This window comes from Stieleria sp. (assembly GCF_041595215.1).
Taxonomy (GTDB): Bacteria; Planctomycetota; Planctomycetia; order Pirellulales; family Pirellulaceae; genus Stieleria; species Stieleria magnilauensis.
Genome location: NZ_JBFHKV010000138.1, coordinates 1 through 11,624, shown reverse-complemented (window position 1 = coordinate 11,624; position 11,624 = coordinate 1). Strand labels below are relative to the sequence as shown.

Genomic DNA, 11,624 nt, shown 5'->3' with positions numbered 1-11,624 from the left:
TTGTTAGCGGTAGGGCGCGAGCCCTCCGGTCTTTTGGGCTTTTTTGCGGCTGCAGCCGGACGGCTTGCGCCGTTCCGCTACCTTCGTCAATTGTTAGCGGTAGGGCGCGAGCCCTCCGGTCTTTCGGGCGTTTTTGCAGCTGCTACCGGACGGCTCGCGCCGTTCCGCTACCTTCGTCAATTGTTAGCGGTAGGGCGCGAGCCCTCAGGTCTTTCGGGCGTTTTTGCGGCTGCTACCGGACGGCTCGCGCCGTTCCGCTACCTCCTTCCGCGACGAACGGCTGATGATCCAACGACGACCCACTCGGCCTAGATATTGATCAAATCATTGAAGAACACGAACACCATCAGCGCCAGCAGCATCAGCCCGCCGACCAGCGTCAAACGCATCTCCAGTTCTTCGTTCACACGACGCCCCATGATCGCTTCGCAGATCAGAAACACCATGTGACCACCGTCCAGGACGGGGATCGGCAAGAAATTGAGCACCGCCAGGTTCATGCTGAGCATCGTCAAGAACAGCAGTTGAGCCGAAACGCCGCGTTCGGCTTCGCTACCGGCGACTTGGAAAATCTTGATCGGCCCGCCGACTTGATCTTTACTGACGCTGCCGTGGACCAGCATGTTGAGGAACCGAAAGACTTCGCCGAGTCGGCGCCGGCATTCACGAATCCCCAGCACCGACGCTTCCTTCAACGAGCTCGCCGTCTGGATTTCTTCGGCTGCGACCAAGCCCAGTCCGCGTTCGAACCGGACGCGTTGATCTGTCGTCAGTTTCACCACCGATTCGACGATCACACCGGTTTCGGCACGTTCGGCCAACACTTTGAACTCGGTTCCTTCGGGAAGTGATTGAATCGATTCAAAGAACCCGGCCGCCGTCTGGACTTCATCAAATTTCCATCCCTTGGACAGTTCTTCGACCAGGCCGGCGAGCGGACCGGTCGAGAAATCATCCGGGTATTCGTTGCTCGCCAGCAGCGTGATGCTCTTCAGTTCGTCGGTCGGTTGCAGTTCGTCGCCCTTGACCAAAAGTGCTCGGTCGAAGGCGCTGACCGTGGCGGGCAAATCGAAGGCAAAACCGTAGGCGTTGATCGATGCCTTGTCGCCGGTACCGTAGGTGGGCGAGAGGGTTTGCGGAGAATCGTCGGGAGTGATTTCGATTTCCAGCGTTTCTTCTCCGCGACGCACCGTCAACACGATCGGCTCGCGTTGCGCAAGGATCAGCACCAATTCCTCTCCGTCGGGCGACGTCACATCGCCCACCGCTTCGATCACATCGCCGACTTTCAGCCCGGCTTTTTCGGCCGGGCCGTTGGTGACCAGTGCGGTGACCGGTCCGGCGGCGGTGCGGATCCCGATCCATTTGGATTGCTGCGGCGGCAATTCGACGACGTGATTGCTGCCGTCGGCGCGACGCAGTCCCAATTGGATCGATTGATCGGGATGTGTGTTCAGATAGTCGAACAACGGCGTGCCGGGGACCATCGCGTTTTCGTCGATCGGTGTGCCGTTAAAGGAGACGATCGTCGCGCCCAGATCTTGCTCGGTCAACACGTCTGCGGCGACACTGCGGGGGGCCGCGTTTTCGGAATCGCTGAGCGTGGTCGATGTCGGGCTGGTGATGCCGATCATCCGAAACCGGTTCTGCAGCGGATGGGGCTGGGTGACGAGTTCGTATTGAACATTGCGGCTGTCGAAGGCGACCGTCAACGGGATCGGGCGGTCCGGGGTTTCCAACCCGGCATGCAAGATCGCCGAACGCATCTCGCGGAAGTGCATTTGGGCGTCGTCCATGCCGTCGACCGAGACGACTTGTCCGCCGGGTTCGATTCCGGCTTGCCAGGCGGGGCCGCCCGGGGTCACGCCGCCGATGATGGCGGGGGTGTAGGGGACGCCATAAAAGAACGCGGCGGCGGCGAACATCGCACCGGTCACGACGTTCATGAACACTCCGGCACTCATGATGATCATGCGTTGCCAGACGGGTTTGGCCGGCAGGCTGCGGGGATCCAATTCCGCCAGTTCGCTCGCTGCGGACGCGTCCGATTCACCGTCCTGATCGTCATCGACCTCTTCGTCGCCGGCCAACTGCCGCGCTCGGGCCGCTTCGTCTTTCATCTTGCGCGGGTCATCGTCCTGGCCGAGCATTTTGACGTAGCCGCCCAGCGGGATGATTCCGATCCCGTATTCCGTCTCGCCGTAGGTGAATTTGCCGAGCGTCGACGGCAGCTTGATCGGGCCGATCTTCATCGGCGGATCGAAGCCCACGTAAAACTTTTCGCATTTGACGCCGAAGGTCTTCGCGGCGACAAAATGCCCCAGTTCATGGACGAAGATGACCAGGCCGATGCCGAGCGCCACCCGCGTCCAAAGCAGGAATTTGCTTCCCACCGCCATCAGACCCTCCGGTTCGGATTCGGCTAGCAGGAGGAACAGATCGCTGATCATATCGTTGGTTATCTACGAGGAGGGGATGTAAGGCGTTCGGCACAATGCCGCGTTTCTTGGCGTGCCCATTGGTCTAATTCCAGCAGACGGGCCAATCCGGGCCGCTGCTCGAAGGTGTGGTTTTCGAGCATTTTTTGGCACAGGGGGACGATGTCAGTAAACCGAATTTCGCCGTCCAGGAATAGACCGACCGCGACTTCATTGGCCGCATTGACCACCGCGCCGGCGGTTCCGCCGGCCCTGGCGACCTCAAAACCGAGTGTCAACGCCGGAAAACGATCCAAATCGACCGGTTGAAGACTCAAATCCCAGGTCTGTTGGCGATCCAACGGCGGCGTCGGACAAGGCAGACGTCGGGGGTGCGTCAGAGCATACTGAATCGGCAATCGCATGTCCGGTGGACTGAGTTGAGCGAGCACCGAGCTGTCTTGGAATTCCACCATCGAATGAATGATCGACTGCGGATGGATCATCACCTCGATTTGGTCGGCCGAGACGTCAAACAGCCACCTGGCTTCGATGATCTCCAACGCCTTGTTCATCATTGTCGCCGAATCGATCGAAATTTTCCGCCCCATCTGCCAGGTGGGGTGCGCCAGGGCGCAGTCCGGCGTGGCGTTTCGCATCTCCGCCGCGCTGGCGGACCGAAACGGGCCGCCGCTGGCGGTCAGAATCAACCGCTTGGCGGGGCTCGGCGAGTGCGCGATGCACTGCCAGATCGCCGAGTGCTCGCTGTCGACCGGCAGCAGCTGGGCGTCGGATTGGGCCACTTTCTCGCTGACCAGGCCGCCGGCCACGACCAGTGTTTCCTTGTTGGCAAGCGCCACGCGTTTGCCGGCTTCGACCGCTGCGACGGTACTTTCCAGTCCCGCACGGCCGACGATCGCTGCCACCACCACGTCGACTTCGGGATCGCGTGCGGCGTCGACCAGCTGGTCGGGGCCGAACCGCAGCCCGCCCGAATGGTCCAACAGCGATTCAAATCGCCGCAGCGCCGTTTCGGGCGAGATCGATGAGGGATCGGAAAAAATCAGACGCGCCGGTGCTCGGCCGTCTCGACAGGCCTGTCCGGCCAGCGTTTCCAACACGTCCAGATTGTTGTGCCCCGATGCGGCCCACAACCGCCATGCATGGTCCGGGTCGATGCGATTCAAATGACCGATCACTTCGGCGGTCGAAGTGCCGATGCTGCCGGTCGCCCCCAGGACCGCAACGTTGACCGTCGATCGCTTGGAACGGTCGGCAGGCAACTCGGATTCGCAGGGGGGGGCGGTTGAGAGTTTGGTCACGGTGACGGTTCCATCAGCTCCGGTAGAATCCCTTGAAACCTTTATCATGGACGATCCGTTCGATTGTTACGACCCGACCTTGCGTTATGCTCGGCCCGCGCTGGGTTGTCCCGCGTGCCATTGGACCGAACAATGGCGTGTGATTTGGTTGGATTCGATTAATTTGCTCGATTCGCACCACGCGGACGTCGCGTGTCTGGGCCGAACCACCAAACGCTTCGGTGACCGACGTCGCCTCTCTTTCCCATCTTTCGACGCAGATATCAATCTTCGATGAGTGACAAGAAACGATCCAATCGCGGTTCCGATGACCAAAACAACCGAGGCGGCGACGCGCCGTCGCGCGAAACGCGGACCGGTGGCGTTTGGTTGGTCATCATCGGCGTGATCCTGGCGGTGATGATGAGCGCCCTGCTGTTCGGCCAGAACACTCGCTCGCTGCGTTACCCCGACTTGGCCAAGCTGCTCGTCGAACATGCCAAACAAAAGAAAATCGAACGCGAAGGCGGCCAGCCGGAAACGCCTCGCGTGGTGGTCGATTCGCCCAAGGATCCAAAGATTCAGCTGGAGTTCTCTGATTTACAGCTCGTGTTACTCGGCGACGAAGAAATCACCGGGACGGTGATGTATCGCTCGTTGGGATCGGGCCGAAAAGCAGAGGATGACCCCGAGAACGTGCCGACGAAGACGGATTTCAAGACCATCCGCGTGCAGAACGAAACCCAAGACGCCTACTTTGACCAGATCTTGCGGGACTCGGGGGTGACTTGGGACAACGCCCGCCCCAATCGATGGTTGGCGGACAATTGGTTCAATCTATTCATGCTCGGCGCGATCATCGCGATCGGCGTGATCATGTTGCGGCGAATCGGCGGAGTCGGTTCTCCGATGTCATTCTCCCGCAGCCGCGGCAAACTGCACGGCCAAGAAGACCTGTCGATCTCCTTCGAAGACGCCGCGGGCATTGACGAAGCGGTCGAAGAGGTCCGTGAGGTCGTCGACTTCCTCAAGAACAGCGAAAAATACCAGGCGCTCGGCGGCCGAATCCCCAAGGGCGTGTTGCTGGTCGGACCGCCCGGGACGGGCAAGACGCTGTTGGCCAAGGCGATCGCCGGTGAAGCCGGAGTGCCGTTCTTCAGCCTGTCCGGCAGCGACTTTGTCGAAATGTTCGTCGGCGTCGGTGCGGCGCGGGTTCGCGATATGTTTCAGCAGGCGACCAGCCGCGCGCCGTGCATTATTTTCATCGACGAACTCGATGCGCTCGGCAAAAGCCGTTCGGGCAGCGTGGTCGGCGGCCACGACGAACGAGAGCAAACGCTCAACGCCTTGTTGGTCGAAATGGACGGCTTTGATTCCAACAACGGAGTCATCGTGGTCGCGGCCACCAACCGTCCCGAAACGCTCGACCCGGCGTTGCTGCGTCCGGGGCGTTTTGACCGCCAAGTCTTGGTCGACCGGCCCGATCTCGCCGGCCGCGAAGCGATCTTGAAGGTCCACGTCCGCAGTGTGAAATTGGACGACGATGTCGACCTGCGACACATCGCGTCGATCACCAGCGGTTTTGTCGGCGCCGACCTGGCCAATCTGGTCAACGAAGCGGCGTTGTTGGCGGCGCGGTCGGACAAATCGGCCGTCAGCACGACCGAGTTCGACGAAGCGGTCGATCGCGTGACCGCCGGCTTGGAAAAGAAAAACCGCGTGATGAACGAAGACGAAAAGATCCGCGTGGCCTATCACGAAGCCGCCCACGCTCTGGTCGCCGCCGCACTGCCCAACACCGATCCGGTCCACAAGGTCAGCATCATCCCCCGCGGGTTCGCCGCGCTGGGCTACACCATGCAGCGTCCCGAATCCGAGCGTTATTTGATGACCAAGCTGGAATTGGAAAGCCGGATGAAGGTTTTGCTGGGCGGCACCTTGGCCGAGGAAATGGTGTTGCAGGACATCAGCACCGGCGCCCAAAACGACTTGGAACGCTGCACCGAAATCGCCCGCAGCATGGTGATGGACTATGGCATGAGCCGGCTGGGACGGATCAATTATCGCCGCAGCACCGCGTCGCCGTTTCTGACCGGATCCGGCGGCAACGGACACAGCATGACGTACGGGGAAGACACCGCCAAACTGATCGACAAGGAAGTGTCCAGGATCGTCGAGGACGCACTCACCCAAACCCGCGAAATTTTGACCCAGCGGCGCGAGGTGCTCGAAGCGATCACGCAACGGTTGTTGGAGGTCGAGTCGATCGACAACACCGAACTGTTCCGCATCATCAACGAACATTCCACCGGCCCCTGGTTGGTCCCCGGAACCATTACCGAAAAACCTCGGGCACAAATTCGCAAACCGGAAAACGATTTGGATACACTAAAGGACGCGGAATAACGCTCTTCCTTTCCTTTTGATTCAACTCGATGCGAAAACTACTCAGTCTGCTGTTGCTCGGTCTCGCCACCTGCGGCGTCGCACAAACGCCCTCCACCATCGGCCAGATCGAAGTGTTGGCGCCGGAGATGGAAACCTATGCCGACGCCGCCACCAAGATTGAAGTGCTGGCGGGGGGGTTCACCTGGACCGAGGGGCCGGTCTGGATCGCGGACGATGGAGGCGGCCATTTGCTGTTCTCCGACATCCCACGCAACAGTATCTTCCGTTGGTCCCAGTCGCGCGGCGTCGAATTGTTCATGCGGCCGAGCGGCTACACCGGTGTCAGTTACTACGGCTTGGAACCCGGATCCAACGGGCTGACACTCGATCCGGAACATCGGTTGACGATGTGCGAGCACGGTGACCGTCGTGTTTCGGTGCTCACCCGCGGCGGCGGCAAACGGACCTTGGTCGATCGCTACCAAGGAAAGCGGCTGAACAGTCCCAACGATTTGACGTTCGACAAATCCGGCAATCTGTACTTCACCGACCCGCCTTACGGTTTACCCGAACGCGCCGAGGACCCGCGACGCGAACTGGATTTCTGTGGCGTCTACCGACTCGGCGCCGACGGAACGCTGACGCTGCTGACCAAAGAGATGACGCGGCCCAACGGGATCGGTTTGTCGCCGGACGAGAAAACACTTTACGTCGCGCAAAGTGATCCCGAACGCCCGATCTGGATGGCGTTTCCGATCGGTGATGACGGCAAGCTGGGCCAGGGAAAGGTCTTGCACGATGCCAAAGAGGCGATGAAGGACTATCCGGGACTTCCCGACGGGATGACCGTCAAAAAAGATGGAACGATCTTCGGCAGCGGCCCGGGCGCGATCTACGTGCTCTCGCCCGCCGGCAAGTTACTCGGTCGCATCATCACCGGCGGTCGCGTCAGCAATTGCACCTTCGATGCCGAAGAAGCGTACCTGTACATCACCGCGGACAACTTCTTGTGTCGCGTGAAGATGAAGTGATCCTCCCGGCACGTGGCGTTAGCCAGTGGCAGGTGTGAATGTCCAGTCCATCACGCGCCGGTCGCTAACGCTTTCCGCTGGCGTGCATTCGATAGCCGAGCCGACGGAGGCAGAAGACGACGGCGGCGGCGATCAGTGTTCCGGTCGCGCAAGTCGACAAGGGGGCGACGCTGTAGTGCAAGGTCAGATCTTGCCCCATGCCATTGTCCTTGATCTGTTGCGTGACCACGGCGGCGGCGAAGACGGCACCATGGATCAACGCGATCATCACGATGATTCCAAAGCGGCGCGGTTGCCCGTCTGCTCGCAGCAGCCAGCGAAACAGCAGCATCGTGACGATCCCCACCCCGATCGCCGGCAACATCACGATCAAGGCTTCATAAAACAACACATCGACGTTGGACTGATAATTGGCGACAAACGACAGTCGAACGAAGGTGAAAATCAGCGCGCTGACCAGTACCCATTCCATCAGCGCGAGCACGTTGACGACGTGAGTTTTGGGAGCCTGCCGGCCGCGTGTGATCGTCCATCCGCTGAAAAACTGCATGACCGCGGCCGGAAACACCGAGGCAAACGAGAGGGCCGGAGACATCAGCAGGTGCGAGACCACGCGCAGGTACTCCGTGTCGCTTTGCATCGCGAGTTGGATCCAGCGGAAATTTGTGGCGAGCAGCACGAGTCCCGTCACCAGACAGTGCACGGCCACAAAACCGGCCGCCATCAACAAACGCTGCCAACCGCGTCCGGCACGGAGCAGGATGGCGGCCAGGATCACCAGACTCGACGCGAACGAGATCGCTGTTGAAACGCCATAGATCGCAAAGCTGATCGCGATCTCCTCTGGATCGCTCATGATGTTGCCCAGCGGAATCCAGACCATCGCTTTGATGACCAGCAAACTGCATTGTGGCAGACCGAACACGAGCAACGCCAGCGCCGTCCACCAGCACCAATGACTCCAATGGCCGTCGCGACACGTTTGATTGGGTTGGAGCATGATCTTCCGTCGGCCGCTGCTACTGTGTCAGTTCGGGGCGATCAAACACGGTGGATACATCTACGACAAATCCGTTCAGCAACCGCGACGGTGCCTGTTGGCCGTCGATGCTTCGGCTCAGTTCGTGGTAGATGGATACGGATTCGGCAAGCCCAAAAACGGTAATGCTGCGATCACGCGGATCGACGATCCAGTACTCGCTGATGCCGGCTTTCGCATAATCGTGCCGCTTCTCGACCCAGTCGCGATCCGGATCGTTCTCGCTGACAATCTCCATCACCAAGTCGGCGCCCTTCCAATACTTGGCAGTCCGTTGCTCGCGGTTCTCAGCTGACATGTACATCACATCAGGCTCACGAAACTTTCCCTCCCACAAACGAACCGGCAGTGGAGCGACCAAGCATACGCCCTGCGCATGGCTGTTGGTTTTGATGAAGGCTTGAAGCTGAAGCCAGAGGAAGAGTGTGATGGCCTGGTGCAATTCCGTCGGCATGCGCAGGATCTCCAAGAAACCACCGTCAAACTCGACCAGTCGCCCAGCGTCCAAACTCAGGTAATCCGACTCCGACCATGCTCCCTGCCGAGGATAGAGGTTGGCGATTTCCCAAGTGAGTTCGCCGGCTTGGCTCGCTCGCGGCTCGCTGGACATCACTTGCTGGACTAAAATGAGGGGGCGGTTCGAGTTCTAGAGCGTTTCCAGCATAGACTCCGACTCGATGCGATGCAAAGTCTGGAAACCAGCAGTCGATCATTGCTGGACGAGCAGCCGAACGTCGTCCACGTTCCAATACTTCTTGACGACCGGGGCCACGACGTTGTTTTCGAAGTGCAGGAACCCCATCAACACGCCGAGCGTCGTCAACAACAACACGGCGATCAATCCACCGACAATCGCCACGATCGGCCCTAGTCTCCCCAGAATCAATCCGATGAACACGCCGGCGGCGAATCCGCCAATGCCACCCATGATCAAGTACTTGAACATGCCCGCGCGGCCGGCTCGGTCGAGTTCCTGTTCCGGGATTTGCAGCAACAGTCGGTGGTAGTAGTCGGCGATCGTTTCCTCCGAGCCCTCCCAGCAAAACTCTTCCACATCGTCTTGCTGTCCGCAGTGGGCGCAGAGTGTGGTCTGAATTCCCGAGAGCGGATTGGCGACCGATTCAAACTCGGGGCCACGGATCTCGGTGAACTCGCCGCAAGGCAGATGGACGTAGTGGAAAGATTCGGGCACGGTCATCCGGTAAGGCTCATCGAAACAGGAATTTGCGATGCGGAGTGTTCATTCTATCGGAAGGGTTGGTGATGCGGAGGATGATCCTGTCCGCCGGGGGCATCGCGGGTCATCGCGTTGAAAAAATAGTTGACTTGATCCCGCCGACTTGCAATGATTCGCCCAGCGAACTGATCGCCGCTGGGCGCGGGGACGTTTTGAGTCCCACACCAGCCATCGGACTACCCGATCACTTTTGTCAATTGCACTCAAGTTTTCAGGGAAAGACCGATGGATGATGTACGGTGTGTGTTGAAGAACGTTTGGGGCTACGATTCATTTCGCCCGCTTCAAGAGCAGTCGATTGAGACCATTCTCGCCGGCCGTGACAGCTTGACGGTGCTGCCCACCGGAGCCGGCAAGTCGATTTGCTTTCAAGCCCCGGCACTGTGTAACAATGGTTCCCGCAGTGACGGCCGCCACAGTGATGGCCCTCGCGACAAGGGGCTTGCGGTCGTCGTCTCGCCGCTGATTTCGTTGATGAAGGACCAGGTTGATGCGCTGAGGGAAAAGCGAGTTCCGGCGGCGCTGATCAACAGCACGCAAAACGAAACCGAAAAGCGGGAGGTTGCCGAACGAATTCGTCGCGGCGAACTTCGATTGCTGTACCTGGCCCCCGAACGCTTGCTCTCGCCCAAGACGCTCGGTTTCTTGCGTCAGCAGCAATGTGTCCGCTATTTCGCGATCGATGAAGCACACTGCGTCAGCCAATGGGGGCACGATTTTCGCCCGGAGTATCAGCAGCTCAAGACGCTCAAGCAGGTGTTCCCCGAGGCGTCCGTTCATGCGTTCACCGCAACGGCTTCGCAGCCGGTCCGCCGCGACATCGCTCGCCAGCTCGGGCTTTGCGAGCCGAGTTTTCTGATCGGAAATTTTGATCGCCCGAATCTGACGTATCGGATGATCCGCTCTCGGCAAAAGATGCAGCAGATCATGGACGTCGTCAATCGTCACCGGGGCCAGTCGGGCATCGTGTATTGTCTCAGCCGTCGCGAAGTCGATACGACGACCCAGGCGTTGCGGACGCTGGGGTTGAAAGCCAAACCGTACCACGCCGGCCTGACCGCGCCGCAGCGGAAGGCGAACCAAGACAGTTTCATGCAGGGTCGCTGCGACATCGTCGTCGCCACGATCGCCTTTGGCATGGGAATCGACAAAGCGAATATTCGGTTTGTGATTCACACCGGGATGCCGAAGTCCGTCGAACACTACCAGCAGGAAAGCGGTCGAGCCGGTCGCGACGGGCTGGATGCGGAGTGCGTGTTGCTGCACAGTCCACGTGACTTCCTGGTCTGGAGCGACGTGATGCACGGCGAAGCCGGTCAAGTCGCCCGAGATTCGCTACAGGCCATGTTTGAACTCTGTAACGACGTCAAATGTCGGCATAAAGCGATCGTCGAATACTTCGGACAGGACTACGGCGTGATGCGTTGCGGCGCCTGTGATGTTTGCCTGGGCGAGTTGGAACTGCACGACCAGTCGTCCGACATCGCGCGAACCGTTGTCGCGTGCGTGCAGGAGTTGAAACAAAAGTACGGTGCCGGACATGTCGCCCGCGTGCTGGCGGGAAAATCCGACAAACGTATCTTCCAGTCCAATCACGACCGGCTGAACAGTTTCGGCGCCCTCGGCGACCATGGTCCGATGGCGATCAAAGTGTGGATCCAACAACTGATCAGCCAGAAATACCTCCGTCGCAGCGGCTCCTACAAAACGCTGGCGCCGACCGAATCAGGCCGGCGTCTGCTGCGTGGTCAAGGGACGCCCAAGTTGACGGCCACCGGACGCAGCAAGAAGTCTGCCGATGGGAGTGACTCCTTCGTCCCCGCCATCAGCTCGTTGGCCGCGTTTGATTACTTTCGTTCGGGCGATTCGATCGAATCGGTCGCTCAAAAGATGTCCCGCGCCCAAAGCACGATCGTCAAGTATCTGGCCGATTACATCCGGCACCACGGCATCAATGATCCGACGCCCTGGGTGAAACCTGAATCAGCCCAACGCGTCTTGGCAAATAAGCATTTGGCCGGCGACGGAAAAATGAAACCGATCTTTGATCACTTGGGCGGCGAAGTCAGTTACGACGAAATCCGTATCACCCTGGCGTGTGACGGATAGCAAATTCGCTCAATTCTCGGGTCGAGGACTCGTCGCCTCGTCCACTACGGCCTACTCAATTTTCGGGTCGAGGACTCGTCGCCTCGTCCACTACGGCCTACT

At 59.6% G+C, this 11,624-nt stretch carries 9 protein-coding genes; 4 read left to right on the top strand and 5 right to left on the bottom strand.

Features of this window, described 5'->3' with window-relative positions:
* Nucleotides 1-312: hypothetical protein (locus ABX749_RS07815; protein WP_372895478.1), on the top strand; the 312-nt coding region annotated here is incomplete at its 5' end.
* On the opposite strand, the gene ABX749_RS07810 is transcribed toward ABX749_RS07815, so the two are convergent.
* Complete coding sequence (locus ABX749_RS07810; protein WP_372895477.1) at nucleotides 309-2,450, bottom strand: site-2 protease family protein; 2,142 nt, start codon at nucleotides 2,448-2,450, stop codon at nucleotides 309-311. The two genes, ABX749_RS07815 and ABX749_RS07810, sit on opposite strands and share 4 nt — an antisense overlap.
* 8 nt (nucleotides 2,451-2,458) lie before the next feature.
* Nucleotides 2,459-3,739, bottom strand: coding sequence for a 1-deoxy-D-xylulose-5-phosphate reductoisomerase (gene dxr / locus ABX749_RS07805; RefSeq protein ID WP_372895476.1), 1,281 nt, complete (start codon nucleotides 3,737-3,739; stop codon nucleotides 2,459-2,461).
* A 273-nt stretch (nucleotides 3,740-4,012) separates the two neighbouring features.
* Here dxr and ftsH point away from each other — a divergent pair, with 273 nt between their 5' ends.
* Entirely contained in the window at nucleotides 4,013-6,124 is a 2,112-nt protein-coding gene (ftsH, locus tag ABX749_RS07800) for an ATP-dependent zinc metalloprotease FtsH (RefSeq protein WP_372895475.1), read from the top strand.
* A gap of 29 nt (nucleotides 6,125-6,153) precedes the next feature.
* A complete protein-coding gene (locus ABX749_RS07795) occupies nucleotides 6,154-7,137 on the top strand; it encodes an SMP-30/gluconolactonase/LRE family protein (RefSeq protein WP_372895474.1) in 984 nt (327 codons plus the stop codon).
* A 64-nt stretch (nucleotides 7,138-7,201) separates the two neighbouring features.
* Here the strand turns inward: ABX749_RS07795 and ABX749_RS07790 are convergent, their stop codons facing one another.
* The 3 genes from ABX749_RS07790 to ABX749_RS07780 form a co-directional block, all read right to left on the bottom strand.
* Nucleotides 7,202-8,137 (bottom strand): hypothetical protein, encoded by a 936-nt coding sequence (locus ABX749_RS07790; protein ID WP_372895473.1) that lies wholly within the window; start codon nucleotides 8,135-8,137, stop codon nucleotides 7,202-7,204.
* A gap of 19 nt (nucleotides 8,138-8,156) precedes the next feature.
* The gene (locus tag ABX749_RS07785; protein ID WP_372895472.1) at nucleotides 8,157-8,786 is read right to left on the bottom strand and encodes a Uma2 family endonuclease; all 630 of its coding nucleotides are present in this window, start codon (nucleotides 8,784-8,786) and stop codon (nucleotides 8,157-8,159) included.
* A gap of 99 nt (nucleotides 8,787-8,885) precedes the next feature.
* The gene (locus tag ABX749_RS07780) at nucleotides 8,886-9,368 is read right to left on the bottom strand and encodes a hypothetical protein (protein ID WP_372895471.1); all 483 of its coding nucleotides are present in this window, start codon (nucleotides 9,366-9,368) and stop codon (nucleotides 8,886-8,888) included.
* Between the two features lie 270 nt (nucleotides 9,369-9,638).
* Between ABX749_RS07780 and ABX749_RS07775 the strand changes: the two genes are divergently transcribed.
* Nucleotides 9,639-11,522 carry a RecQ family ATP-dependent DNA helicase gene (locus tag ABX749_RS07775; RefSeq protein WP_372895470.1) on the top strand — a complete coding sequence of 628 codons (1,884 nt, stop codon included), beginning with the start codon at nucleotides 9,639-9,641 and terminating at the stop codon, nucleotides 11,520-11,522.
* Nucleotides 11,523-11,624 lie beyond the last annotated feature (102 nt).

What these genes read in the sequence shown, in the direction of transcription:
- ABX749_RS07810 (WP_372895477.1), bottom strand. Translation starts at nt 2,450, where the DNA reads ATGATCAGCGATCTGTTCCTCCTGCTAGCCGAATCCGAACCGGAGGGT.
- ftsH (WP_372895475.1), top strand. Translation starts at nt 4,013, where the DNA reads ATGAGTGACAAGAAACGATCCAATCGCGGTTCCGATGACCAAAACAAC.
- ABX749_RS07795 (WP_372895474.1), top strand. Translation starts at nt 6,154, where the DNA reads ATGCGAAAACTACTCAGTCTGCTGTTGCTCGGTCTCGCCACCTGCGGC.
- ABX749_RS07790 (WP_372895473.1), bottom strand. Translation starts at nt 8,137, where the DNA reads ATGCTCCAACCCAATCAAACGTGTCGCGACGGCCATTGGAGTCATTGG.
- ABX749_RS07785 (WP_372895472.1), bottom strand. Translation starts at nt 8,786, where the DNA reads ATGTCCAGCGAGCCGCGAGCGAGCCAAGCCGGCGAACTCACTTGGGAA.
- ABX749_RS07775 (WP_372895470.1), top strand. Translation starts at nt 9,639, where the DNA reads ATGGATGATGTACGGTGTGTGTTGAAGAACGTTTGGGGCTACGATTCA.